We start from the raw sequence: 26,297 nt of genomic DNA, 5'->3' as shown, positions 1-26,297 counted from the left end.
GCTATCCAGAAGCTCTTTAGGCCTGAGTGGTTAAGTACTTCAGGATATCGACAACCTGTGCGGGGGTCTGTGCCCAGGCCTGGGCGGCACCGTCCACTTCCTTGAGTGCGTGCACCAAGGATTCATCGTGAAGTGTGATATAGGACTTGCCTAAGGCTGCACAAAAGCCGGCATCAAATGCGGCGTTCCATTGTTTGTATTTCTCGCCAAATCGAATCACCGCCAAATCACAGTTTTCAATCAGGTGCTTGATTCGGATTGCGTTAACTTTGGCAGATTTGTGATCCCGCCAGAAAGCGTTCTGCTCCTCACCCAGGCCATCACCAGCGGCATCGCTGGCATCGTGGTTGGTGACTGCGGAAGAGAAGGAGATATCCAGCCCTTCTTTTTGGCAACCTTCGATAATTTGCGCACGCCAATCGGAGTGGATTTCGCCGGAGAGGTAAACTTTAAGCTTCATTGAGTGGCCCTTTAGAACTGGAGACTAATATGCAATTTAGAGTCACATACTAGCACTTGGAAGCTTTGAAATCCGGTAGTTGTTCCAGTTGGGAGGGACCTGAGAGAGATCAAATGGACACAGGCCCTGTGCGGGCAGGGCCTGTAAGGCATTTTATTAGAGGACTTGCTGCTCAAACTGGACGTCTTTGGGGAATTTCTCTGCGGGCAGGCGGGTTGAGTGCAATTGGGCTACTAGCCACTTGCCATCGATTTTCTTAACAATGGCGCTTTCCAACCACACCGCTTCTCTATTGCCATCCTCGGATTTAAAAATGGACTTGGTCCAGTAGTTGATGGTCAGCAGGTTCTCACGCTCTTCAAAATTGATAATGCTGAAGTAGTTGATTCTTTCCAGCTTTGAGGGCTTGGGTTTCATTACGGCGATAAGGTCTTCAATATCCCAGACTTCACCGTGCTCAAGGAGTATAAAATCGTCGCTGACACCGTCTCGCATAGCCTGGTGGTCCAGGTTTGAAAGCGCAGCAAACAGCCCGTCTATCGTTTTAAAACCTTCGGGTTTCTCTACCGCTTGTGCGTTGATTGCGGTCAAGGTAAGTAGTATTGCAAAAAATGATCTGATCACAGGAGTACCTCTGTGGTTATTTTTCAGGGGTGTGAAAAAGGGGGGTATTTTAGCCGAGTCGGGCCCTAGTTGAATTACTTCGACAGCAACCTCGAAAGCAACTTGGATTGCGCCGCAGTGACTGAAAGTCGCTTCTTAGGGATTAGGCCTATTCTAGCAGGGATTACTCAGCTGAGGCTGTGAGCCGATAGGCCTTTCAATAACTGTTGGGCTTTTTTCCCGATATATCTCCCTTGCTCCGGGGACCTTAGGGTTTGGTTACTCCATTGTACCCCGTGCCAGAGAATACAAAGGTAACCGTAGATCAGCTGCCATAACCCCAAGCGCTGATTGTCTTCAGGTGACACAGTGCGATTAAGATAGCACTCCAGTAAACTATTTTGCTCTCGCTGATTCAAGTTGTGTTCCTCTACCAAAACAGCGAGGTCATAAAATTTATCCCCCATTGCTGCGTACTCCCAGTCGATAGCGTATAGCTTGTCAGAGGGAGCCCAGATCAGGTTGCCAACCGTTAGATCGTTGTGACACAGGCAAAATTCGTCGCCCATCCGATAAGCAGCGTCAATTAATTGCGGAAGTTTCTCTTGCAGTGTGTCGAGCAAGTGGAAATAACTGGCTCGCTTGTCGATAAACTGCCTGTAACTAGAGATTTTCTCACCGATGTTTAATTGGGCATCAATTGCAGGGGAGCCGTGTATACGGCGCAGCAGATCGGCAAGTTTTTCCAAACTGTGGGCGACATTTTTATCCCAGGGAGTGCCTTCAATATAGCGGGTCAGCAAATATCGGTAATGCGGGTCACAGTAAACCAAAGGGGCACAACTATCGGAATATGTGGCAGCTTGCAGCGCCTGCTGTTCAGCAGCCCTGTCGAGATTGAGCTGATCGCTGATGCTGGAGTTTATCCGCAGCACCATCCGCTGATCGGCGGACTCAACCAGAAAGGCGTTATTGGTCAGCCCCCCAGCCAGGGCCCTGACCACCGTGGGCCGGGCCTTGCTCCAATGATGCCAATCGTTGGGGATGACGTTGCTCAAGTCCTGGCTCATATCAGTTGTTCACTGTGCCGCTGCCATTGTTTGAGGAGCGCTATCGGGTTGTTGTTTCTCTTTTCGGAAAATGGCCAACCACTGGAAATAGCCAATCACAACCAGCACCAGGTACAGCATAAACAATACGGCAGTAAGGTAGAGTTCTCTGTCCAGGTAGAGATAGATTGAAGCTCCGTCTACGACAATCCAGTAAAGCCAGTTCTCCAGTACCTTCCGGGTGACCATATAGGTGGTGACGATTGCCCCCAGAGTCGTGAATGAATCCAGGTAGGGGAGGGCGGCACTGGTGTTGCGATCCAGCAGGTAGCCGATCAGTAACGTCAGTATCAGGGTAGCGCCAATAACTATCGAGTGGGTTTTTCCGCTCCAGCGGTGGATTTTGAGATCGTCCTGCCGGTTGCGGTGATTTCGCCATTGCCACCAGCCATAAACCGCCATCAGCAGATAGAAAACCTGTAGAGCAGACTCCATTAACAGGCTGACATCCCAAAACAGAAACAGATAGATCGCCGTACTGACAAAGGCGGCATACCAGCAGCTGATTTTCTCCCTCATGGCCAGGAGTAAATAAGCCAGAGCCAGTATTACAGCGGCTACCTCCCAGAGGGACATGGCCGCAATCGAAGCGCTGATTGCGGTGCTGATATCCTGGTCAAACATGCGCTTCTCCCGGGGCCAGGTCGCCGTCAATAAACTTGCATACAAAAATGGCGCGGCCAAACTGCTCGTAGGATTTGCGCATTTCCAACTTGAGCACATCCATCAGCAGATCGTAATCGCCAAACACCTGAGTACTCATTGTATTGGTGATTACCCTGAGTTCTGGGTGGCTGTTTAACTGTGCGATAAACGCTTGAATAGCCGGGATATACTCGTCCTTTAACGGATACATACTGATTTCGATAGAGAGCTGCATAATTTCCCTCTTGATAGAGAGTTCTGGAGCAGCGAAGCGCTGCCCCAAAGTCACTGAGTGATTAGAAGGTGTAGGTGCCTGTTACCCCGGCAATCCGTGGCTCACCATACTGATAGTAGGGCTCGGGTGCGTAGCCATTGGCCGGGTTGTTGCCATACTGGTTACTGAAGTAAAACCCGCGCACATAGTAATCTTCATCAGTCAGGTTTCTTCCCCACAGGGCAACATCCCAGTTATCTCCCTGGTAGGTCAGGCGAGCATTGACCAGTTCGTAGGCTGTGGATTTTTCGTCGTGGCTGTTTGAGAAGTAGAATTCGTCTTTACCCTCAAGCTCCAATCGCAAGATCAGGTTGGGAAGCAGATCGATTTCTGTACCGGTGAAGAACTGGTAGTTGGGGGCGTGAGCGATATCGCGGCCATCCAGATCAACCGCAGCCAACACCGTTCCTGCGTAGTCATCTCGGGCATCGACGTGGGAACTGCTTTCGTAGTCTTCGAATTCTGCATTCAGCCAGCCAGCAGAGGCGAAAAAGCGCAGGGCGTCGGTAGCCTGATAGTTCAGTTCCACCTCAAGACCAGTAGTACTTCCGCCGGCTGCATTGGCAAGGTAGTCACTAAATGAGTAGTCGGCAGGGTTAAAGATAGAAACCTTGGCCTGAACGTCATCCCGGTCCTGGTAGAAAGCGGCAACCTGGGCTTGCAAACGATTCTCCAGCCAACTGCCCTTAATACCTAATTCATAGTTGAGCAGTTGTTCGGTATCGAACTCGAACATGTCACTGTTGATCTCAGTGTTGCTTGTTGATTCTGAGATGATTCTGCCGTTTACACCGCCGGCTTTATAGCCCCGGGAAACCGTAGCGTAGAGCAGGGTGTTGCCGGTGTAATGGTATTGCAGGGAGATATTGCCGCCCCACAGATTTTCACCATTATCTGCATCGATGTTATAGGAGTCAGAGTAATCGGCTTCGCGTCTTTCCAGTCTAAGACCGGTGATCAAGTTGATCGCTGGGGTGATTTCCGTAGAGAGCTGGCCGTAGATGGCAGAGTTTTCAGTATCAAAAGTGCTGCGGAAGCTCTGGTTGCGATTCAGGTCCTCGCGCTCCGTGCGGCCGTAAAGGCCCACTACCCAGTGGCTGCGATCCCAGAATAACTTGGACTCTTCGGTAGAGAGTGCGCGAAGGTCAATACTGATATTGTCTTTATCGCGCTGGTAATTATCCGTGGAGCTGTACTCCCAGGAATGAAAGCCGACATAGCTCCAATCCTCATCGTAGCCATATTCTGTATCTGAATCGGCGAGGCTGAGAGTGCCTTCTAGAGTAAAGTTCTCGTTACCAGACCATTGAGCAGTCAATGCGCCGGCAAAGGTTTCCTGGCGATCCCAGCCGGGCTGGTCAGATTGGGTTTCGCGAGTGTTATAGAGAGAGAAAGCATCGTAGCCGTTATCAACATCGATATAGAAGAGGGTAACGCCCAGCTTTAAATCGTCGGACGGGGAGTAGGCCAGCTTACCGCGCAGTACAGACTCATCAATATTACTGGTGTCATCTCGGTTGAGATACACATTCTCGGTATAGCCGTCGGATTTGCGTTTGCTGGCAGCCAATCGATAGCCAAGAGCATCGCTCAAAGAACCACTGGTAGCCGCGGACAGACTCTGTCCATTGTACTCACTTAGCTCGGCGGACACCTTGGTGGTTGACTCACTGGTGGGCGCTGCACTGGTCATGTTGATCAGGCCGGCCAGGGCATTAGCACCGTACACGGTGCCCTGTGGACCCCGCAGGATTTCCACTTGGTCGATATCCAGGGTGCTGGCTGCGAGCCCCAGGCCAGTAAAGTCGATACCGTCGATGATCAGGCCTACAGAGGGGTTTACCGGATCGATAAACTGGCTGCGCTCACCAATTCCGCGAATCTGTACAAATCGTCCCCTGGAGGCGCCGGAGGAAAAATTCACATTGGGCGCCATGTTCAAAAGCTGGTCCAGATTGGCCGCGCCCCGCGCATCGATCGCGCTTTCATCCAGCACGGTAACACTGGAAGGAAGCTCCAAAAGGTTGGTTTCCCGTAGCTGTGCCGTAACCACCACTTCCTCAAGCCCTGTCTCTGCGGTATTAGCGGTGGCGATACCAGCGAACAGGCTGCTGGCAAGGCTGACAGACCAGGCAATAGGGTGGGTGGGAAACTGTTTTTTCATGGTTCTCTCTCGAATAGCGGCAGTGAAAGAGACCCGGAGTGCGACGTGGGGAGGTTTTGCTTTGTCTACCTATTCCTACGCCGGTATTAACCGGATCAGGTTCAAGGGTTTGTCGTGACAGACCAATTTGATCCCCGGACATCTCAGGCAAGGCCACCCCTTAGGTTTTGCGGGCGCGATGATAGCAGAAACTGGGGTATAAAGTGGTAAAAGCAAGGAAGGGAAAGCGCTTATGGATCAGGTATCTTACTTTAGTGGCAAGACGGCACTGATTACCGGTGGTGCTTCTGGAATCGGTGCGGCCTTGGCCTGTCGACTGGCAGCACTTGGGGCTCAAGTCATTATCGCGGATATCCAGCGGGACCTGGCTACGCAGGTTGTCAGCCAAATACAGGAGTCCGGTGGGAGAGCATCGTTTGTTCACTTGGATGTTCGTAATTTTGATCAATTTTTTCAGGTCATTAGTGAAATATCTCCGTTAGATTTCCTTTTTAACAATGCTGGTATAGGAGTGGGTGGATATTTTTCCGATCATAATCTTGAAGATTGGAAAGCGGCGATTGATATCAATTTGTTTGGCGTTATTCATGGGCTCCAATGTGGTTTCCAGGCCATGAAGCGCCAGGGCTCTGGCCATATTATCAATACTGCCTCAATGGCGGCTTTAGTTCCGTCGCCAGCAATGGCCGCCTACTCAGCCTCCAAGAGTGCTGTGGTGGCAATATCAAAGGCTATTCGCCCTGAGGCTGAGTCCTGCGGTGTACGAGTGAGTGTTTTGTGTCCCGGGGCAGTATCAACGCCGATTTTGCAGGGAGGTGGCGTCAGTGGGCGGATGCCAACCCCCATTCCACTTCAACAGCAGGCAGAGATGTTCGAGCCTCTGGGGCCAATATCTGCTGATGCTTTTGCAGAAAAGGCTTTGTTTCAAATTGCAAAGAACAAAGAAATCATTGTTGTGCCAGCAAAACTTAAGTTGCTGTGGTGGCTGGAAAGATTATTTCCTTCTTTGCTGTGTCGCCTTTCCTTTAAGCAGATGGAGAAAATACTTCAGCCTTTGGGACTAAAATAATTGTATCTTTGGAAAGGCGGAGTAAATTGGGAAATGATGATTTCCTGTGACCACTGTGGTGAAGTTTGGGAGTTTGCTGATAAGGCCCTGCCGAACATTCAAAAAATTACGCGGAATTTTTCTGAGGGGCGTATTAGCGTAAGTTTGATAAAAGCGCTGAGCGGTGAACTTAAATTGCCTATGCTCTACAGCAAAAAATTGGCTGTTCATATAACGGTAAGATCTGGGCACTGCTTTTACTGCCAGGAGCCCCTGGGCATAGAAGAAGCGTTTATAAAACACTGTCAGGGCTGTGGTGCCTTGAATTTGGATCGCAGATTCGCTTAATGGGAAGTAGCTTATTTAGAAGCACCCGGCGTGCCGAATTATCAGCATGCCGAGTTGGGGGAGGGGCAACTTTATGCCGCTAATAGCAGAATCTAATATCCGGGTTTGGGAAAAGTATATCTTTTAAGGGGCTGGTGGTTGTATTGTACGACAACAATATGAAGCTCTGTTCAAATTATTCACAGATTAAGTATTATTTCTTTGCTAATAGAGCTGGCGGCTTACGCTTCCTATTTGGTACCCCCTCAGAACTTGATTCGATTTTCTGTTTTTTTGGCTCTGAATGATAAATTGCTATTTTTCAGGGGCACAAGTTAAGTACTATCTAGTCTAGGCATTATGCCAGTACAGTCTCTGTCTCCAGCTACGCCAAAACCATTCACTTTTTTGTGTTAATAATCAGGGTAAGTAAAAAGGAATTTATTTTATGAGCAAGTTTAATTCTCTACTGTATTCGATTGTTTTAATTGTGGCTTCTCATTGTGTGTCTGCCGGTGCTATTAAGAAAGAGGTGAACAGCTTTGAGGACGTCCAGAATATAATTGAAGAGTCAGCCACCCCAATAAATACGTTACTGGTTATGGATAATGATGACACCTTGAGTATGATGCCTTGCGCTGAAAAGTCTCAATGTCAATATCTTGGTGGCGCAGCTTGGTACTCATGGCAAGAAACTTTATTGGAAACCGATCCTAATTCAGGTTTCCTTGTGGCAAAAACAAAAGAGGAGTTGATTAATATATCCGGTTTGCTCTTCTCTGTGAGCAATATGGTTTATACAGATGACAATATTGTGCCGGTACTTGACAGTTTGAGGCAAAGTGGGGTGCGATTGATGGTTGAAACTGCAAGGGGCGATGCAGATGTTTCAGCTACCGAGAGACAGTTCAAACGCTTGCCAACCCCGAATACGTCCTACCAAAATTTATTAGAGCTTATTCGGTCAAATACTCTCAACTTCAGTCCAAATAATCAATTTAGCCTTGCAAGTCCGTTTAAGCCCTGTGATTTAAGTGAGGCAAGGCCAGTAAGCTATCGGCAAGGTATTATGTACTTAGCCGGGCAAGATAAAGGTTTTATGCTTGACTGCTTGCTGCGATCCTACAATTCTTCGGCTAATAGTAGTGAGCACTACCTAATTTCCAACATTATCTTCATTGATGACAGTTTTGAGAATGTCGAAAGTGTTTACCAGGCATTCAAGGACAATAAGAAATATGAGGTAATAGCCCTGCACTACACCCGTCTAAGTAAGCACAAGCAGGATTTTATGGACGGGCCTCAGAAAAAAGCATTACAAGAAACTGCGAAAAAGAGATGGGAAACCATCATGGCGAGTCTTAATAGTGCGCTATTAATGCCGGCTGTTGAAAACTAGTTTAACTTCCTTGTAACTAAGCTCAACGGCTCCATTTCTAAACTGTCATCCAAGTAAAAAGGGAAGTGTATACGTCTACCTCTAATGTTTAATCGATTTTGGAGGTGCAGAGCACTCAGAAGAGATGGTAGTCGTTGTATAACGATTAATCGGTTATAACTCAGTTGAAGAGGGAGGAGCATTAACCGGCTGTAATTTCGCGAGCCACGCGCCTAGGTCTTTTTAGCGGAGTGCAGGCTTGCCGCACCATTGCTACTGAATCGATTTTTTAAGTTTTGATAAAAATAGAGCACGTTATTTGCGGATGGACGTTTCTGTAAAAGCTTTGAATTTTTCCAGTGAACAATAACGTATATCTCCACCAGAAAGGTATCCAGCAAGCTATGACCTTAGCTGGATACCCTTGTGATTGGTTAGGTTATGGTTTACAGCGACTGTAAGAACTTGAGTAGCGAGTTTCGCTCTGAAGCCGACAGATCAATATAGTTCTGTTGGCTCTCAGCAGCTTCTCCCCCGTGCCAGAGAATGGCTTCTTCAATAGACCGGGCGCGACCATCATGCAACAAATTACTGTGACCATTCACTGCGCTATTAACACCCAATCCCCATAAGGGAGGCGTTCTCCACTCGCGGTTGTACTCCGCGCTAATCGTCAAGTTGTCTGCCAAACCTTCGCCCATATCATGCAGGAGTAAGTCTGTATAGGGGCGAATGACCTTGCCTCTCAACTCCTCAAGAGGGTGAGCGTGATTGGTGTTCATCTCTGGCCGGTGACAGGATGAGCAGTTGATCGATTCAAATAGAGCTTCACCCTGAGCCACGATGGATTCATTGATTAAATCGGGATTTCTGGGCGGTGCGCCCAGTGCCTGAAGATAAGTAGTTAGGTCGTCCAGGTGAGAATCAGTGAGCTCTTCGTTGTGATTACTGTGCTTTTTACATTCCAGCTGTTCGATACCACAGTTTGCATTGGGTTCCAGTGCTGTGTTCACGCCAATATCATTGTTCAACGCATCTGCTGAGAAGCTGCGCAAGCTCGGTTGGGTAGCCTTCCAGCCAAAGCGTCCTACCTGGGGAAGAGGTGTTGAGCCCGTATCGACCAGTGATACTCGCCCAGAGATACCATCGCTATTGGAATCGTTAGGGTCGTGCCACTCAAGGATTTCTGTTTCGTCAACCGCCTCAAGTAAGCCCAAGCCAGTGATGTTTTGTGGCATACGTGGCGAAAAGTAATCAGCGGATGTGTTTTCACCTTCATTGGTTGTTACTACATAAGTGGGGGACTGTAGGGTGTAGCTATCCCCATTGGCATAGCTACCTTGAATGGGGCTATAGGTGACTTGAATAGATCCTTCTGGGGCTATGTCACTATTGAGTGAATGGGTTTGGAGGACAGGGCCAAAGTAGTGGTTTGGCAGGGGTTGTCCTGCTTGGGTTATTGCACCGGACGACAGCTTAAAGACCATCGAATTGGGAACACTAGCCTCTGAGGGGGCCGGGCCCCGGCCGTTATTGATATGGCACGCCAGACATGATTGCTCAATGGTTAAGCCTGCTGATAGGTTTGCCATATGGTTGAAGTCTGGGTTCCCGAGTTCCTCGTGCTCTCCGGTATTAAACCGGGTGTGGAATATCCTGCGACCATCTAGAAACTCGTTGTGCGTCTCCCACTGGATGTTGAGGGCTTCTCTGAAATAGGCTGTCCAGTCGGCGATTCCGCTATCCACGATGTAAGTATCATAGACATCAATACCATCCAGTATTGGGTAGGTGACTTCAACGGCATCAGCGTCGGAAGCCGTTGCCCATTTACCATCGCTGCCTGCATAGTAGGTAAGAGTATTATCGTCAGTATTTACTGAAATGACTTCTGAAGCGGGTACCGGGTCAGTAGCCCTGATGTATGCTGCGGTTGCTTCACCGGCACTTTCAACAGCGGTCTCAGTTTCCAGGTCTGCAACCATATGAATACCGGGTTGGCCCAGGAGAATGCGGTAGGTGTCTGTGTAGTAAACTGTCTGCCCACTGACATTCTCATCGCCCTCCTCAATGCCAATGAATTGCTGAAACTCCACCTCCATCCATTCGCCGACTTCCAGCTGCCCGTCATCACCATCGTGAGCATCGTAGGTGATACGACATACCCAGACTTGGCCTCTCCCATCTTCATCAGCTTCCCGGAAAGGGGTTTCATCAAATCTGGCGTTGCTATTAAAGTCAGCGCGGTGTTCATTTGAATAAGAGGAGCGGCATTCGGGTGGCCGATAAAGCGCGTATTCGGCAGAGTAAAAGATCTCAATCAGGTTCTCACCGGCGGGCGTATGGTCGTGAATCTCTATGCCAAAGGTTCTGTGTTCAAAGTAGAAGGTCGGGAACTCGTAAAAACTATCCTCGGATTCATGTCGCAGACGTGCTCGGCCACTTGCCAGTGTTACAATGGTGCCATCTTCCTGAATATACCAGTGTTGGGACTCTTCTCCTGGCTGCTCAGTATCAAATAGAGGGGTATATTCTATGGGCACGGTTTGATTAATTTCCTCTGCCGCACGATCAAAAACCATCAGTTCCCACAAACTATATTGCGAACTCCCCTCACTGAGTTCAGTTCCGTTTAGCTGGACATAGCGATACTCTCCACCAATTAGGTGAGAATCAATGCGTTGGCCATATTCTCCTGAATCAGCTGTTGCCAGGGTGGTCCATGTTGTGCCGTCGCTTGAGCCCAGTACCTCGTAAGATTTTGCGTTGTGATCGCCCCAGTCTATGACCACTTTGCTGAGCAAGTGTGTAGATTTAAGGTCAAGGGTGAGGCTTGATGTGCTGGCAGTATCACCACTTTCCCAAAGTGTCCTTCTTAAGTCATCAATGGCAAGGACCCCGTTGCCAGAACTGGAAGAAATAGTTCCACTACCTGCAATATTTTGTCCAACCTCTTTATCGGACTCAGCTGGATCACTGTTTGAATTTGGTGTCTCTTCGTCGGACTCATCCGGGTCATCGCTTGAAGTCGGTGTTTCATCACTGGAGCCGTTGCCCTGAGAGTTGGGGGTAGCTTCTGTGGGGTCTTCATCAGAGCTATTATCCCCGCCTCCACCACCACATCCGGACAATACCATTATGAATAAGGCGAAAAATGCTGTTAAACAGATTTTTGCCAGTGGATTGATTGTTTTCTTGAAATACGGATCCATATATTTCTCGTTTTATCAACAGCTATTTATAGTAATAGTGATGAAATGAACTTTATCTGTAATTTAAAAGGAGAATTTTCAAAATTCCTGTTGAGGGTGCTTGGTTCGGGGTAAAAATAATTTAACTATTATTTTTGGTGTGTGTCCTTTTGTTTGTATGTGCTGCTGTCTTTTGGTGATGATTACTCTTGGCCAATATTGGATATGAATTTTCTAGCTTGATTTGTAGGGCGACATAATAGTTATATTTTTTATTTGCATCGTTATGCTGCGTCCAGAGGGGGTGAATTTAAGTTAAAAAGGACAGCGATATGAGCTTGTTCTCAGTTTCCTGTTTTACTTCGCATGATGTATGTGATAGAGCGCACCTTATGTCTGTGATTTAGATTGGTGTATTTAATAGGTCTGGCTTATAGATTGATATCGTGTGTCAGTTGTGATGCTGAGTGCGTTAAAAAGTTAATCTTTAGTCTTATGTTAGATTTGATACAAGTAAAAATAGTTATTTAAAGATTGGTATTTGGTTTTCTACCCATAGTTACTTTTATTCCCTTGGGTGTTTTTTATTAATTAACAAGCCCCCGATGCTGGGAATCATGCTCCAAGTCTCGATAATTGATTTTTTATGCGTGAAGGTATTATGTATATTGAAAGCTGGGCTTTACTTTTTTATGAATGGTTATCGAACATTGATCATCGCTACGTCGAGCCTGATTCTTATAAAAAGCCCAAGCTTACTGGAGTGGCTGGTTTTAGCTATTGATTAATACAGCAATGACTTGAGCAGGGTGTGTAGATTATTTAATGGTGCTCATCGTTTGGAAAGTAAGTTGAAATCTCTTCGGCTCAGATAATATCGAGAAATGAGTATAGTTTTTAAAAGCTACTTGTATTGCTGAGCTTTGAATCTTTATCGCGATTTTATAAATAGACTTAGGAAGGGCTCCAGCGTTCAATAGGATCAGAATGCCGGAGGCCTTCAGCTAGTGAGACACTACTTCCTCACTAGCAATAACCCGGTTTCCGTATGATCTGTATAAGGGAACTGATCAAACAGAGCAAATCGCTCAATACGATGGGTTTTGGTCAGCGATTCCAGGTTTTCCAATTGGGTTTCCGGATTGCAGGAGATATACAGGATTCTCGGGAAGCGGGCGACCATCGCACAGGTTTCTTCATCCAAGCCCGCTCGGGGAGGATCAACCAGGACGGTGGAGAAGTCGTAGCTATCCAGGTCTATATCCTTAAGGCGGCGAAAGGGGCGTACCTTATCGATGGCCTGGGTAAACTCTTCACTGGATAGGCGTACGATATCCAGGTTGGTGATCTGGTTGTTGGCGATATTCTCCTGGGCGGAATTTACCGATACCTTGGAGATTTCAGTGGCCAGGACCTTGCGGAATTTCTCACTGAGCGGGATGGTGAAATTGCCATTGCCACAGTAGAGCTCCAGCAGATCGCCATCACTATCTCCGCAGGCACTTCTCGCCCACTGGATCATGGAACGACAGATCTCTCCATTGGGTTGGGTAAAGCTGCCTTCTACCTGTTTGTACTGGTAAGTTTTCCCATCGATATCCAGTTTCTCGGTAACGAAGTCACGCTCCAAAACCACTTTTTGCTTGCGTGAGCGCCCCAAAATCGGGAATCCCAGCTGTGCCTGGAGTGCTTTGGTTTCCTCCTCCCAGGTCTCATCCAGTTTCTTGTGGTAGATCAGCGTAATCAGCGCATCACCATTCAGCGTGGTAAGAAACTCGGCGGAGAACAGGCGTTTGCGTAGGACTTCGCTATTATTGACAGCAGCCAGCACCTTCGGCATCAACTGGTTCATCAGCTCAGAGCCGACGGTAAACTCATCGATGATAAAGGGCTTCTTGTACTCACCCTGGCGGTACATGGCGTAATTGGCTACACCTCCCTCATGCCACACCTTGAATTCGGCGCGCAGGCGGTAGTGAATGGGTGGGGAGGGGAAGAGTTCCGGCTCCAGGTCAGTGAACTTGCTGTAAGCCTCTTGCAGGCGCTCGGCCTTGTCTTGAAGCTGTTGTGGGTAGTCGTCAGTATTAACGCGGTACAGTGCCATATTACAATGCGGTGTCAGTACAAAAAGCGGGCGCGAATTATATAGGAAACCGTATGGCAATAGGTGAGATAAAAATTCCGGTTCATGGGCAGGGGCTTCACGAGTTTACCGGCAGTGTAGTTGATTGGGTCAGTAAGCAGGCTCTCGATGAGGGGTTGTGTACACTTTTCATACAGCACACCTCTGCAAGCTTACTGATCCAGGAGAATGCCGACCCCAGTGCGCGCCGTGACCTTGAGAACTGGCTCAATCGACTGGTGCCGGAAAATGACTCGCTTTATACCCATACCCTTGAAGGGCCAGATGATATGCCGGCCCATATCAAATGCAGCCTTACCGCGACCAGCTTGTCCATTCCAGTGCAAAAGGGGCGCTTGATGCTGGGTACCTGGCAGGGGATTTACCTTTGGGAGCACCGCCATCACCACGGGGCTCGGCACGTTATCCTCCATATCTGATTCAATACCGCGCGTTGGTGGCGATAGCTAGACAGCTACGCCAACTGCCTGACAGTACTGGTCGATCAATGACTGGGTTGCGTGGGCCCTCTCTATAGCCTGGATACGATCAACTTGATTATCTGGGGTTGTTAAGCTGCAGAAGTCTTCGATCATCTGTACCGCCTGCGATCGCTCTATTGGCACTTGTTGGTGTTCGAACTTATCTGGCGATGCCTGCCCCCTGCGAACCACAAATTCTGGCGTATATTCAGGATTGTAAAAGGCAGCGCTGTCTCTCCAGTCGAGTACAAAGTCGTCTAGCTGGATCAGGCCGCTTTCTCCCAGAATATCCAGGTCCATTTGCCAAACGCCTGAGTCATATCCGAACTCAAAAGTTGAAGTCTGCCCGCTGGCAAATTCAATCAGGCCTGCACCGCTAATAATGGTCCCTGTTTGTGAGTCCCGCTTTATCGCTCCTGAAATTGTCTTTATTGCTCCTGTGGGGTGCATATATTCGACGATTGCACGCATGTTGTACCAGCCGATATCCCCGATTGCGCCAGTGGGTTCTTTGTGTGAATCGAAGCGAATATTGTTGCGGTCCATCATCGAGACAAAAAAGGCGCTGTGAATTCTGTTAACTGGGCCCAGATTCTTTTTTTGTTGCTGAATGATTTTGGCCGTGCGGGGGTGGTGGGTGAAATGTGTGGCATCCATAAATGCCAACCCTTCAGACTGAGCCCGAGCGGCAACTTTGTCGACCGAGGCAGTATTGAGAAAAGGTTTCTCACAGAGAAGATGCTTATGGTTGGCCAGTGCCGCGAGGCAGATTTCCTCGCGGCTGGTGGTGGGGCTAGCCACGTAAATGGCATCCGAATCTTCCGCCTCTACCAGCGACCTCCAATCCGGGTAGACATTGGGAATTCCGTGTTCGCGGGCGAACTCTTTGGCCCGTGTGTGCCGCCTGCTGGCGACGGAGGAAAGGCTGGCACTGTCTGCCTGGCTGATGGCTCGGGAGGTAAAGTCAGCAATATTGCCTGTGCCAACAACTCCGAAACGTATGCTCGCCATTGAAGGGTGCCTTGAGGTGGATTGAGGGATGGCAGGGACCAGTTTAGTAGAGAATAGAATAACCAAAGCTTGTTAAGCTGGTTTTGTGTTTGGTTATCAAATTTGGCCTTGCTTTTAAGGATAGTGGTTTCAGTGTCTAATAAAATAAAGTGAGGCAGGCTGATTTTTCAGGATATTTAAAAGCGCATGATTAGGTCTTTTTGCCGTTGTGGTTTGAGTGTATTGGTGTTGCATTTTCATCGGTTTTCTATGCAAGTGTTAAGCGCGGTTCAATAAAGTCTAAAAAAGCACGAATACGAGAAGAGAGGGCTGTGTTGCGATAGAAAACGGCGTTGACGAGTTCCCGCTGGTTCTGCTTGGACACACTCCCAGGTAGTATTTCTACTAGCTTCTTTGTTTTTAAATCTTTCTTAATCATGAAATGCGATAATAATGCCAAGCCTTCCCCTTGCAGGCACATTTGGCGAATTAGCTCTCCGTTGCTGCTACTGATATTCGGTTTTACGTCAACGCCTTTTCCGATAGGCCAACTATTAAGATGTGTGGATTGAGTAAAGCCGATGACCCTGTGGTTAGTTATTTCATTAATATGGTTAGGGGAGCCGTAGAGCTCTAGATATTGCCGGCTGGCAACAATGGATAAAGGGCTTCGCCCTAAAAAACGCGCATGCAAGTTGGAGTCTTTTAGGGGGCCAATTCGAATCGCAACGTCGGTTCGACGCTCAATGAGATCAATAATGCTCTCATTGCTGACAAGCTCTAATTCTATGTGTGGATAGGCTTGTTGAAATTCAGGTAGTAGTGGCACTAATTGGTGAATCATAAACGGCGTCACCGCATCCACTCGCAGCCGCCCTGACGGCTGCTCCTTCAGTTCTTTCAGCGTGTCTTCCGCTTGGCTTAAACATTGCAGCCCTTGCCTCACCCTGTCGCTGAAGAGGCGCCCCTCCTCCGTTAGCTCCAGTTTGCGTGTGGTCCGATTTAGCAGGGGGCAGTCTAGTTCTGACTCCAGGCGGCTCAAGGCCCTGGATACCCGTGCAACCTGAATATCCAGGGCGCGCGCGGCTGCGGACAAGCTGCCAGAGTCAATGGTTGCCAGGAAAATTTCTAGATCTTCGGTACGCGAGATTATTGCCATATTTGCAAAGGTGATTTGATAGTGTTGCGGTTTTTAATAAAATTATCAGCCCGCATACTCCGGCGCAACCTTATTGCTCCGGGAGAAGAGTATGCCTATTGCATTGTTGGCACTGACGCTAAGTGCCTTTGCTATCGGGACTACCGAATTCGTGATAGTAGGATTGGTGCCCATCATTGCTCAAGATTTGAGTATTTCATTGCCGTCAGCTGGATTGCTGGTCAGCTTGTACGCTGTTGGAGTCGCCGTGGGCGCGCCGGTGTTAACGGCCTTAACCGGCCGTTGGCCGCGGAAGCATGTGCTGTTGGCCCTGATGTCGCTGTTCGTGGTAGGGAATCTTTTGGCATGGATGGCGCCTAGTTATAGCTCGCTGATTACGGCGCGTATTTTGACGGGCCTCGCCCATGGTGTTTTCTTTTCAATTGGCTCGACTATCGCCACAGGGCTGGTGAGTAAAGACAAAGAAGCTAGTGCCATCGCCATTATGTTCACGGGGCTGACGGTTGCACTTGTGACTGGTGTACCTTTGGGTACATGGATCGGCCAGCATTTTGGCTGGCGAGCAACCTTCATTGCGGTAGCGGGGTTGGGGGTGCTTGCTTTAATTGGCAGTGCGCTTTTGGTGCCCAATAATCTTAAACAATCGCCGCCTACGCGCCTATCTCAGCAGCTCAGTGTGTTAACCCAACCAAGATTACTTTTAGTGTACGCAATGACTGCTGTTGGCTATGGCGGTACTTTTACCGTATTCACATTTTTAGCTCCAATCTTAGAGCAGGTTTCTGGATTTGAGACCGGTGCTATCGGATTAATAATGCTGGTATATGGCTTTTCGGTAGCTGTCGGTAATATTTGGGGTGGCAAACTTGCAGATAACTTAGGGCCAATTCGGGCGTTAACCATTATCTTTGCTGCACTCGCTTTTATCTTGTTTATTTTTACGTTTACCGCAGCCAATCCCATCACGTCGGTATTGACAATTCTAGTTTGGGGCGCATTTGCATTTGGCAATGTCCCAGGGCTGCAAGTTTATGTTGTGCAGCTCGCCAAAAAATATACACCACATGCAGTGGATGTAGCATCAGGGCTCAATATTGCAGCTTTTAATATTGGCATTGCATTAGGTTCAATCTTGGGCGGCTTCATTATTGAGGGTATGTCACTCATGGATACGTCTTGGGTCGGAGGCTTAATCGTAATTTTGGCACTGATGCTTACCCGATTATCTGGGTCATTGGATAAACATAGTCATTTAAAAATGGCGTAAGCCAATTTATTAAATGTGAAAGACAACCTGTTAAATATCATTAAGAGAGAAGTACTATGAGTGAATTACCAAGCTTGGGAATGGGCACCTTCCGCTTAGAAGGTGATGTCGCAATCGAATCAGTTAAACAGGCACTTGAAGCGGGATACCGCCATATTGATACCGCACAAATCTATGGCAATGAGTCTGAGGTTGGAATCGCCATAGAGAAAAGTGGAATAGCCCGTGAAGAATTGTTCCTCACTACAAAAGTATGGCTAGATAATTTAACGCAAGAAGCATTCATAAGCAGCGTAGAAGCTAGCCTCAAAAAATTAAAGGTTGAGTCGGTCGATCTGCTGTTGATTCACTGGCCAGAAAAAGATGGGAAAGTCTCCATGGAAACCTATCTTAAGTTATTAGCCCAGTGTCAACAAAAAGGCCTTACCAAATATATCGGTGTCTCAAACTTCACAATCAAACAGCTAGACAACGCCATTGATATTTTGGGTGAGGGCAAGATTTACACCAATCAAATTGAAGTGCACCCGTACCTGCAAAATACTGCGGTTATTGAACATTGCAAAAAGAAAGGTGTTACGGTGACGGGTTACATGCCGTTAGCGGTCGGAAAAGTTATGTCTGATGACGTGTTATTAAAAATTGCAGAACGCCACAATGCAACCTCAGCTCAAATTGCCATTGCATGGCAATTGAAACAAGGGCTTGTGACCATACCTTCCTCAACAAAACGCAAGAACCTGGATGCAAACTTGGAAGCACTTAAGATCACGTTAACAGATGAAGATATGCGGAAAATTAGTGCTTTAGAGGCTGGTGAACGTATCGCCAACCCGGAGTTTGCTCCTAACTGGGACTAAGCAATAGTAGGCTTAAAATATTGATGCGTGTAATAGAGGTAATCGCTTTGTGTATCAGTTTGTGAAGTGATTGCTTCTTTATGGAGATGGTGAAAACCTTTCCTGAAGCGAGCTTGTGAATCCAAGTAGAGCTGATTTCTTTAATAGTTTTCAGCTCACAGTGATCAAGGGTATTGCTTTCAAGAAAGTATAGGGCCAAACTAGAGGCTTTGGATCTCTTTTGCCGATGAGTAATCGCCTCTTAATTAGACCATTTATCAGCAGATTTTTACTAATGTAGATTGTCACATGGTCGTGATTGCTCGTCATGGCATAGGCGGTAAGATCCGGGGTAAGACCCTAGTCAAATTATACATGTAATTTTCAACCGCGCTTGCGACGATACTAGTAATCTATCCTGGGAACAGTATGTCGACCGTAAAGGAATGCTCGTCGTACACAGCGGGGCACGCGGTGGTGATAAGGTCTTGTATCAATGGATATCTGTGGTAGATCCACCGATCGCACGATCTTTTGTCTGAGTAAATGAGTTTCTAATCCTTGATGGCTTGCAGTATAAAAATTTAAAGGTTTTTAATGTATTTATTCTTTTTATTTTTAGCTTTTTATCTGGTGGTTTGGTTGCTGGTAAGACGGCTCTTATCTTTTGGTCGCTATATGGTTGCCTTGTTATATGCCGTGCTTGTTTTTTTAGTGTTTTGGAACTTTTATGTCATGTATACGTTTGGCATGTTGCATGTGAATGACTTTGATTTTTCCTTTTCTAATGTTTTTCAACTGTTTGCATATACGTCAATGTTTTCAATGTGTACAGCTCTTTTGTCTGGAAATTCTAAAGGTTGTAGGTAGTTATGCTTAATGGTGCTGCGGAGAACTCCAAAGGAATTCTATGGATTAATGAAATTATAAGTCCTCTTTCGATTGCATGCTTTCTATTAAAATTTTTTCAGCAAAGGGGGCGTTTATTAATTTGGGGCAGCCATAGACTAGAGGAAGGCATTAGCAGCGTTGCTGATGCTAGTTCCAGTGTCTAATTATGTTTGCTTAGAAGTTAAGGTGAGGTGAGGCACTGAAGACCTATGCTAGGGCTAAGTAATCTGTGGCTTTGGGTAAAGGTGGAAAATAGTATCCAGAGAGATAGAGGGAATCAGCAGGGTGTTGTAGAACGCTAGGGTTGACAATCCTTGTGCCGTACACCCTGTGTTTATTGATGTACTTTTAAGTGCTTCGACTGGCCTCAGCAGACCCTACCAAATCTTTAAAGCAGCTTTCAAAATTTCGAATGAGATAGAGACGGTATTTTGGTGATATACCCAGCCGTTTAAGTATAGGGGCGCTTTTATCCAAGGACTTAAACGCTCCCCTCAAAAAAGTGACCCGTACAATTGTCTTCATCAGTGACTTGGCTAAAGGCTTATCTAAGCAGCACATAAACCAACCCTCATTCATTCAATTTATTATTAACTTTCCTCTGCAGCCTTAATATTGCACTTTTCAACTGCATCGTAAACTTTTTTTGATATCTCTTGGAACATATTAATTTGGGGCTTTTCTGCATTTCTGTTGGTGAGAATTACCAGTGCTAGCCCTGTTTCTGGAGCAACATAAGCTGCTGTGAATACTCCAATATTGCCACCAAAGTGGCTTAAATAAGAGCGTCCTTTGTAGTTATAGCTATTCCATGCAACAAATTGATTTTCCAGGTGGTCTGGAATGCCACTGATTGAGCGCCCGGAAAATATCTCCTGAAGCACTCTATCGGAGGAAATGGCTTTGCCCATAAAGATCCCTGAATTGGCAACTGCGCCAAAGAATTTTGTCATGTCTGATACTGTTGAGCGCAACATTGCTGCTGGATATCCAGGTGTACTACTCTGTGCAACAGCGACAAGCTGGCCATCAGAAAGTGCTTGATATGGCGTTGCAACTTCTAACTCATGTGTGTCTGCTATAGTCCAGAAAGTATGATTCATTCCCAGTAATTCAAAGAAGTTATTCTTGGTCCAATCTTTAAAATTCAATCCAGACTGTTGCTCAGCCCAGTGGCCTAGTAAGTTATAGCCGATATTACTATAACTCCATTGCTCCCCGGGCGCGGATTTAAGAAAAGATTTATTTGCTGAATAATATTTACCATTCTCTAGAAGGATACCTTCCAGCAGCTCGGAAAGCTCCATTTCTGAATCTTGCCCGGGTGTTCTAAAATCCACTTCATAATACATGCCGTCTTGGATGCTGGATGTATGTGTAAGTAATTGGATCAGGGTAATTTCCTTTGAGGGGTGGTGGGGGGAAACTAAGTGGGAGCCAGGACCTAAATCTACAGTACTTTCTAAGTCGACCGCATGCTTTTCAGCAATCTCCATTACTGCTAGAGCTGTTATTGGCTTGGTTACAGAGGCTATCTGAAAAATAGTGCTGGGAGTAACTGGTGTTTTGCGTAACTTATCAGCAAAGCCAAAACCTTCTTCATACACCGGTTCTCCGTATATTGCTGCTCCTATCGCCATTCCCGGTACATCAGCTTCCACTCTAAGAGTTTCAAACTCCTTTGAAAGGTCTTGTAATTGAACGGAGCAATTTGTTTGAGCTATCGCACCCCACGATTGTAAAAGAAGTACGAAGGCTATCCATTTTGTATTCATTATTAGTCCTTTTTTTAATATATTTATAAATATGTTTATAAATATATTTTAAGTGTATGTTAGAATCAAGTGGCAATTACCCGCTGATGGACCCCATATTAAATCGACAGGTGAATACGAGTTGGCTTTATGACCTCTGAGAATTACTTTATTGGCAAGACTGCGGAGGCTATCTCCACCCTTATTACCAAGCAGTGTGAGGTAATTCTAACGAGGAATGGCGTGCAAGCTCCGGTTAAATCTTGCTCAATCATCGTGACTTTGTATCGATTGAATGGGTTGTCATTAAATGAAATTGCTCGTGAGACAGACTCTTCTCCTCAGCTTATTAAGCAGAAACTTCCCAAGTTGCTTAAGCTCTCACTTATAAAACAGGAAGATGATTCAAGTGATAAACGAAGGAGGCTTTTCTTTTTGACAGACAGAGGAAAGCTGCAGGCAGAGAAAATACTTGAAACATTCCAAGAGTTAGAGCTTTCTATGGATAGACTCAATAAACATCTGGGATTCAGGCTTTCTGACAAGTTAGAGGAAATAAAGCGCGCACTTAATGAAGTCCCACTACATTCAGAGGCTCCCTAAGTAAAAGTTTATAGTGTGAATCTAGGATGTGCTTTTATAGCTCGCGTATGGATTTGAGCCCAAGGGCAAAGAGCTCGCAAAATAGAGCGGACTTTATAGACTGGTTAGATTAAGTTCATTTAGCTAGTTTGCTGGCCAGGTTGTTTCAAACTTACCTGGCCAAGCATAGGGTGTTACAAGCAGTTGGTTGGCTTAGGCAAGCCGGCAATTTTACTGGCCACTTTTGCTGGGCTTGGGGGGAAGAGCTGCATCAAATAGATACTGCGGCCCTTTTCTGCACCGAGATGCTGGCCAATATATTTCACCAGCGGGCGCATCGCGGGGGAGAGTTCAAACTCGCGGTAAAATTCTTGCAACAGCTCAATAACTTGCCAGTGTTCCTCGGTTAACTCGATGCCCTCAGCATTGGCTAACTGAAGGGCGGCATCCCGGCTCCAGTCGCTGAGGCTGCGCAAGTAACCCTCTTTGTCCAAGGGGATTTCCTGGCCATTGACTACTAGGTTGCTCATTTTTTGTTACCGAAACCAGCTGACTATGGGGTGATGCTCGGTACAGAGCTGTACCCAGCGTGCATCATCGATCATTTCCACTCTATCCATGTTTGCTGCAAGTTGCTGCTGGCCACGGGCAGAGGTGTCTGCTTCAAGGCAGAAAATTTGGGTACTTGGCACTGTTTCCAGAACCTCGTGCCTCAGCGCATAGACACCATCTTCAATAAGTAAGAGCGAGTCACCCTGGGCAAAAGCACCCAGGCATTCCTTAAGGGCGCTGCTGGTATAAGGGGATTTACTGACAATATGCAAAGTCATATCAGAAGCTCAATACAGTGGGGTAGGCGCTGATCAGTGAGCCGGTATCTTTTACGGCTTTAGTCTCTGCGCCGGCAACCTGGATCTGCTCCAGGGTGATATTGCGTTCAGCGAGGCTTTTCTCACAAACGAAAAACTGCTCAATGCCAAACATCGGCAGAGCCTGCAAATTGCGTCGCAGGCTTTTCTGGCCGATATCCGCAGGTGATTGCTGGTCCAGCAATTGGAATACCCCATCGCCGAGAAATAGCAGGTCCATGTCCTGTTCCATCGCCGCTGCTGCCAGTACGGCTTCGATACCTTCCCGCGCCAGGGCATTGCCGTAGGGGGCGGTGCGGCATAGGGCCAATGATTTAGTATTCATGCTCAGCCTCCAAAGGTAATCAGACGATCGGAGTTGGCGACAGCGTCGGATAGTTGGCCGAGTCCAGCCAGCTCAAAACCCTCAGCCAAGTTGGCGGCGGGTCTTTCCAGGCGCTCGGCCTCTCTCTGATTCAGCACACCGCGCCGTTGCGCAGCGGCAATACAAACTACCAGGTCCAATTGGTGCTGGTGGCCCAGTGCCTGCCACTCCGAAGTCAGGTCAGTTTCGTCCTGGGGAGGGGCGGCAATGGCATTGCTGTTTTGCACGCCGTCGCAGTAGAAAAACACTCGATAAATTTCGTGGCCTTGCTCTAGGAGGGCTTTGGCAAACTGGAGTGCACTGGATGAAGACTGGGTGCTGTGGGGGGCTGAGTAGATAGCTAGGGAAAACTTCATAGGGGGCCAAATAGTAAAATGCCCCGCGGTGCGGGGCATTGTGACTTGCTCAACAAGGCTGTTGCTTAGTCGTCTGAAGCAAATCCAAAGATATGCAGCAGGCTGGTGAACAGGTTGAGGATATTCAGGTACAGGGAGGCGGTCGCCATCAGGTAGTTGGTCTCGCCACCATTGATGATTTGGCTGGTGTTGTAAAGAATGAAACCAGACATCAGTAGGGCGATCACGCCACTCAGGGCAACGCTAAACAGCGGCATGTGGATGCCGAAGAAGCCAGCGATGACTACGCCCAGGATACATACCAGTACCGCGATCAGGCCAACAGCCAGGAAACCGCCCATAAAGCTGAAGTCTTTGCGGGTAGTCAACACGTAGGCAGACAGGGCAAAGAAGATCACTGCAGTGGTACCCAGGGCTTGCATAACGATCTGACCGCCGCCAGGAATGCTTAAGTAGTGGTTAAGCATTGGGCCAAGTGAGGCGCCTAGCAGGCCAGTAAATGCGAACACAACACCCACACCTGCGGCGGAGTTTGCTGTGCGCGGTAATACGAACCAGATGAGGGCCAGGGCTCCGAGGGAGCAGACCAGGCTCATGCCACGACCCATGCCAATAGACATGGAAATGCCGGCGGTAATGGCACTGAAGAGAACGGTCATTGCCAGTAGGGCATAGGTATTGCGCAACACCTTCGCCGATTCCGAGCGATCCAGTGCGCGGGTTTGAGTATAAGCTTGCGGTTGCATTTAGCGACTCCTGCTATTAAGTGATAGAAGAATCATATAGCTCGCAGTGGGGACCTTCAAGTCGGGAAAACCCTTTTAGCGTCCGTCTGCCAGTCTCTATGAATTCACAAAAACCCTATATTTTTAAAGGATTTATTCAAATATTCTCCGCTTATTGTGGGGGCTCTGGGGCATTTTTCAAGTGTTATCGCTCGGGTTGGAGGGTGCGAAGAGTGTGGGGCTCGATAAGCCGAGATCGATTATTTTCCCCCCTTGATGGGTAGGTCGATATCCACGATCAATGGCAGGTGATCTGAGGCTTGGCGGGTCAGCGATGTCCTGGGCACCCGCACCCGTTTCACATTGAGTCCCGCACTTAGGAACATGTGATCAATACGGACCTTTAGGAAGGTCCCTTTGGGGTTGTGGCGGGGCGCCTGTTCCTGGGCATCCCTGAGATAGCCTCCGAGTCGCTTGCACTCGGCAGAGTTGGGTAGCGCGTTGAAGTCTCCCAGCAGCACTCGCTCTCCGGTGCAGCGGGGATTGCTAAGCCATTCGGGGCCGAGAAGGGCATCTACCTGACGCAGCCGCTCTGCACGGGATAGCCCCAGGTGGGTGTTGATGATCTGGATAGGTTTGCCATTGGCTTCGATTTCCACCCAAACAGCTCCGCGCGGTTCGTCTGCAGCGGGGTTAAAAAGCCCCCCTTTGCCGGAGGGAGGGCCGGGCAAAATCCCTTTCTTGATGAGCCGGGCGGGGAGATGGGTGAGGATCGCATCACCGTAGCGCTCCTCTTTCATATTTATAGTGGGCTGGAAGTGCAGGTCCATTGCCAGTAGACGAGCAAGTCTTTCGGCCTGGTCGAGGCCGCCGGTGCGTTTGCGCATGACATCCAGTTCTTGTAATGCCACCACATCCGGGCGATAGCGGGCAATTACCCGGGCAATTCGCTGTGGGGAGAGCTTGCCATCTAGCCCTCGGCAACTGTGCACGTTGTAGGTCATGATGCGCAAAACAGTTTTTGGCATCCTGTGGTTATCTACCTTCATGGGGCGGGCGCCACGGAGGTAGGCGCGGGCTGTGGAGCGCAGATCCTGCGGGCGCCAGTAGCCCCGACTGGGGTCTGGGGGCTGGATATCCTCTGGCATCAGGGCGAAGGCATGGGTCTCATTGGGGCCAGAGCCGCCGTGACTGCCATTTTCCATGGCGAAAGTCATGGGTTGCCGCATACCGGCACACCAGCCGTACATCATAAAGTCGCCAGAGTCTGGGTGCCGGCACAGGCTGGCCATATCCTCTGCGGCTTCAACCGGGTAGGGGTGTTCGTCCCCCATCAATTTGCGGCCGTCTTCAGGAAGCTTGATGGGGCCATCTTTCCACCACCCATGCACTGGTGAGGAAGCGGGGGAGGATGGGTCTTCCAGATAGAGTACTAGGGGCACTTTGGCTTGCTCCACCATCCTTTTGGCGGCATCTGCCCGGCTGGTACCGTTCAGGTCTATGTTGTACAGCATCGCGATTGGGCCCAGGGCCGCTATGGCAGTAGGCGTTCTATCGCCCTCTTGCGTGGATTCCTCCTCGGTGCTGCTTTTGTCCATCCACTCACTGCCGAACAGTCGAGCTCGCTCGAAACGGACTTTTTTGGGGATAGTGGTAGATTTGATCTGCGGCGCTGAAGGTAAATTGGATAGAGCTTCCGAAAGGGCATCGCCAAGGCTGCGCCCGTTGACCTCTTCATAGGCCACTGTTTGTTCCTGGCCATGGTCTGAAAAAATCCATACGTCGTAGTGTCGTCGCTCAGAGCCGTGAGCGGCCTTCCAGATTTTGGCTATCGCACTGTCTATCCCCTTCAATACCCAGTGGGCAAAGGCCGATTGCGGCCCGCGCCGGTGGGACTGCTCATCGTAACCGAGCAGGTTGATATAAATAACCGGCAGGCCGCGGGTGATATCAACTTTCACCCCCATGGTGCATAGCTCTCTAGTGAGAATGGTGATGGCGACCCGTGTGGGAATAAACATCAATTCCTTAATCAGGTTTTGGCCACCGATTATCCCGCGTACGCAGTCGACTAGAGATAAAACCAGCTCGATCAAAATTAACGCGGTAGTGCGAACAAGGCTCCAAATATTGGTGACAATCAGAATGGCGATTGCCATGGGGCTGGCTTCGCGCAGTGCCGGACCCCATCCCTGGTCGGCGGGGCAGAAGTGCGCTTCACCGGTTTTTGTTCCGGCTTTAAATAGGCTGAGATAACAGCTGCCCCCTCGCAACAGAGGATCGCGGTGTTGAGTCTTAATTCTTTTTTCGACCAGGGCGGCAACCTCAGGATCGTACATGCGTCCGAGTTTTTGCGTTTCGTGGACGAGGAAGCCAAATGCAGGTACGGCCTGGCGCACTCCATAAAAAAGTTCGGCCTGTACCGCAGGAGTTGTCGATGGGACTCCCGGGTACATGTGCTCCAGGCGATAGTGCTCTTTTCTGATTAGCCGCTTCAGAAATGGCATTCGCCCTCGGGCCAGTGCTTTGAGAAGTTCGGGGTAGGCCAGTCCGTCAATCTGGATCAAAATTAGCCCCGGAGCATGGGGGCTATTTGGATTGGTGGATAGTCCGAGCAAGCGAGTAATCCATTCGCTGCGACTGAGTCGGCGGCGCCAGCGTCTGATTGATAGTCCGATACGGCTTAACATAGTTTTTG

General features: G+C 48.3%; 24 protein-coding genes and 1 riboswitch. Of the genes, 7 read left to right on the top strand and 17 right to left on the bottom strand.

All coding sequences use genetic code 11. The annotated features are described in order from the left end of the window. Positions 1–16 precede the first annotated feature (16 nt). From ACJJIM_RS11425 to ACJJIM_RS11400, 6 genes are all read right to left on the bottom strand, one after another. On the bottom strand, positions 17–460 hold the full coding sequence (locus ACJJIM_RS11425; RefSeq protein ID WP_444893547.1) for a YtoQ family protein: 444 nt from the start codon (positions 458–460) through the stop codon (positions 17–19). 156 nt (positions 461–616) lie between these two features. Continuing rightward, on the bottom strand, positions 617–1,084 hold the full coding sequence (locus ACJJIM_RS11420; RefSeq protein WP_444913354.1) for a nuclear transport factor 2 family protein: 468 nt from the start codon (positions 1,082–1,084) through the stop codon (positions 617–619). Positions 1,085–1,251: 167 nt separating this feature from the next. Next, positions 1,252–2,133, bottom strand: a complete 882-nt coding sequence (locus tag ACJJIM_RS11415; RefSeq protein WP_444913353.1) for a phosphotransferase — start codon at positions 2,131–2,133, stop codon at positions 1,252–1,254. 9 nt (positions 2,134–2,142) lie between these two features. Further along, positions 2,143–2,796, bottom strand: a complete 654-nt coding sequence (gene pnuC / locus ACJJIM_RS11410; protein WP_413662390.1) for a nicotinamide riboside transporter PnuC — start codon at positions 2,794–2,796, stop codon at positions 2,143–2,145. Continuing rightward, entirely contained in the window at positions 2,789–3,052 is a 264-nt protein-coding gene (locus ACJJIM_RS11405) for a hypothetical protein (RefSeq protein WP_413662389.1), read from the bottom strand. The genes pnuC and ACJJIM_RS11405 overlap by 8 nt, the downstream gene beginning before the upstream one ends. Positions 3,053–3,113: 61 nt before the next feature. Further along, positions 3,114–5,255, bottom strand: a complete 2,142-nt coding sequence (locus tag ACJJIM_RS11400) for a TonB-dependent receptor (RefSeq protein ID WP_444913352.1) — start codon at positions 5,253–5,255, stop codon at positions 3,114–3,116. A gap of 55 nt (positions 5,256–5,310) precedes the next feature. Beyond that, positions 5,311–5,426, bottom strand: a riboswitch (TPP riboswitch). Positions 5,427–5,487: 61 nt separating this feature from the next. Between ACJJIM_RS11400 and ACJJIM_RS11395 the strand changes: the two genes are divergently transcribed. The 3 genes from ACJJIM_RS11395 to ACJJIM_RS11385 all read left to right on the top strand — a co-directional run bounded on the left by ACJJIM_RS11395 (position 5,488) and on the right by ACJJIM_RS11385 (position 8,029). Beyond that, positions 5,488–6,324, top strand: a complete 837-nt coding sequence (locus ACJJIM_RS11395; protein WP_444913351.1) for an SDR family NAD(P)-dependent oxidoreductase — start codon at positions 5,488–5,490, stop codon at positions 6,322–6,324. Positions 6,325–6,357: 33 nt separating this feature from the next. Then, the gene (locus ACJJIM_RS11390) at positions 6,358–6,651 is read left to right on the top strand and encodes a hypothetical protein (protein ID WP_413662386.1); all 294 of its coding nucleotides are present in this window, start codon (positions 6,358–6,360) and stop codon (positions 6,649–6,651) included. A 427-nt stretch (positions 6,652–7,078) separates the two neighbouring features. After that, a complete protein-coding gene (locus tag ACJJIM_RS11385) occupies positions 7,079–8,029 on the top strand; it encodes a DUF2608 domain-containing protein (RefSeq protein ID WP_282932393.1) in 951 nt (316 codons plus the stop codon). A gap of 425 nt (positions 8,030–8,454) precedes the next feature. Here the strand turns inward: ACJJIM_RS11385 and ACJJIM_RS11380 are convergent, their stop codons facing one another. After that, complete coding sequence (locus tag ACJJIM_RS11380) at positions 8,455–11,220, bottom strand: di-heme oxidoredictase family protein (protein WP_444913350.1); 2,766 nt, start codon at positions 11,218–11,220, stop codon at positions 8,455–8,457. A 994-nt stretch (positions 11,221–12,214) separates the two neighbouring features. Beyond that, complete coding sequence (trmA, locus tag ACJJIM_RS11375; protein ID WP_444913349.1) at positions 12,215–13,303, bottom strand: tRNA (uridine(54)-C5)-methyltransferase TrmA; 1,089 nt, start codon at positions 13,301–13,303, stop codon at positions 12,215–12,217. Between the two features lie 53 nt (positions 13,304–13,356). On the opposite strand from trmA, the gene ACJJIM_RS11370 reads away from it, so the two are divergent. Beyond that, positions 13,357–13,761, top strand: a complete 405-nt coding sequence (locus tag ACJJIM_RS11370; RefSeq protein ID WP_413662383.1) for a secondary thiamine-phosphate synthase enzyme YjbQ — start codon at positions 13,357–13,359, stop codon at positions 13,759–13,761. Between the two features lie 27 nt (positions 13,762–13,788). On the opposite strand, the gene ACJJIM_RS11365 is transcribed toward ACJJIM_RS11370, so the two are convergent. Together ACJJIM_RS11365 and ACJJIM_RS11360 are read right to left on the bottom strand one after the other, a co-directional pair. After that, positions 13,789–14,814, bottom strand: coding sequence for a Gfo/Idh/MocA family protein (locus tag ACJJIM_RS11365; RefSeq protein WP_444913348.1), 1,026 nt, complete (start codon positions 14,812–14,814; stop codon positions 13,789–13,791). A gap of 247 nt (positions 14,815–15,061) precedes the next feature. Next, the gene (locus ACJJIM_RS11360) at positions 15,062–15,952 is read right to left on the bottom strand and encodes a LysR family transcriptional regulator (RefSeq protein WP_444913347.1); all 891 of its coding nucleotides are present in this window, start codon (positions 15,950–15,952) and stop codon (positions 15,062–15,064) included. 91 nt (positions 15,953–16,043) lie between these two features. Here ACJJIM_RS11360 and ACJJIM_RS11355 point away from each other — a divergent pair, with 91 nt between their 5' ends. Both ACJJIM_RS11355 and dkgB read left to right on the top strand, forming a co-directional pair. Beyond that, on the top strand, positions 16,044–17,219 hold the full coding sequence (locus ACJJIM_RS11355) for an MFS transporter (protein ID WP_444913346.1): 1,176 nt from the start codon (positions 16,044–16,046) through the stop codon (positions 17,217–17,219). A gap of 56 nt (positions 17,220–17,275) precedes the next feature. Then, on the top strand, positions 17,276–18,079 hold the full coding sequence (gene dkgB / locus ACJJIM_RS11350; RefSeq protein ID WP_444913345.1) for a 2,5-didehydrogluconate reductase DkgB: 804 nt from the start codon (positions 17,276–17,278) through the stop codon (positions 18,077–18,079). Between the two features lie 1,460 nt (positions 18,080–19,539). On the opposite strand, the gene ACJJIM_RS11345 is transcribed toward dkgB, so the two are convergent. Next, entirely contained in the window at positions 19,540–20,724 is a 1,185-nt protein-coding gene (locus ACJJIM_RS11345; RefSeq protein WP_444913344.1) for a serine hydrolase domain-containing protein, read from the bottom strand. 129 nt (positions 20,725–20,853) lie between these two features. On the opposite strand from ACJJIM_RS11345, the gene ACJJIM_RS11340 reads away from it, so the two are divergent. Further along, positions 20,854–21,306 carry a hypothetical protein gene (locus ACJJIM_RS11340; protein WP_444913343.1) on the top strand — a complete coding sequence of 151 codons (453 nt, stop codon included), beginning with the start codon at positions 20,854–20,856 and terminating at the stop codon, positions 21,304–21,306. A 173-nt stretch (positions 21,307–21,479) separates the two neighbouring features. On the opposite strand, the gene ACJJIM_RS11335 is transcribed toward ACJJIM_RS11340, so the two are convergent. The 6 genes from ACJJIM_RS11335 to ACJJIM_RS11310 form a co-directional block, all read right to left on the bottom strand. After that, on the bottom strand, positions 21,480–21,815 hold the full coding sequence (locus ACJJIM_RS11335; RefSeq protein ID WP_444913342.1) for a TusE/DsrC/DsvC family sulfur relay protein: 336 nt from the start codon (positions 21,813–21,815) through the stop codon (positions 21,480–21,482). Positions 21,816–21,821: 6 nt separating this feature from the next. Next, positions 21,822–22,115 carry a sulfurtransferase complex subunit TusB gene (tusB, locus tag ACJJIM_RS11330; RefSeq protein ID WP_444913341.1) on the bottom strand — a complete coding sequence of 98 codons (294 nt, stop codon included), beginning with the start codon at positions 22,113–22,115 and terminating at the stop codon, positions 21,822–21,824. Between the two features lies 1 nt (position 22,116). Then, a complete protein-coding gene (gene tusC / locus ACJJIM_RS11325) occupies positions 22,117–22,479 on the bottom strand; it encodes a sulfurtransferase complex subunit TusC (RefSeq protein ID WP_444913340.1) in 363 nt (120 codons plus the stop codon). A gap of 2 nt (positions 22,480–22,481) precedes the next feature. Then, positions 22,482–22,874, bottom strand: a complete 393-nt coding sequence (tusD, locus tag ACJJIM_RS11320; protein ID WP_444913339.1) for a sulfurtransferase complex subunit TusD — start codon at positions 22,872–22,874, stop codon at positions 22,482–22,484. A gap of 65 nt (positions 22,875–22,939) precedes the next feature. Next, a complete protein-coding gene (locus tag ACJJIM_RS11315) occupies positions 22,940–23,620 on the bottom strand; it encodes a Bax inhibitor-1/YccA family protein (RefSeq protein ID WP_444913338.1) in 681 nt (226 codons plus the stop codon). 239 nt (positions 23,621–23,859) lie between these two features. Then, a complete protein-coding gene (locus ACJJIM_RS11310; RefSeq protein ID WP_444913337.1) occupies positions 23,860–26,289 on the bottom strand; it encodes an endonuclease/exonuclease/phosphatase family protein in 2,430 nt (809 codons plus the stop codon). Positions 26,290–26,297: the final 8 nt, after the last annotated feature.

The sequence above is a fragment of the Microbulbifer maximicatervae (SeqCode) genome, from assembly GCF_052467615.1.
Note: the sequence above shows the minus strand (reverse complement) of the source record. Positions and strands in the feature narration are given on the sequence as shown.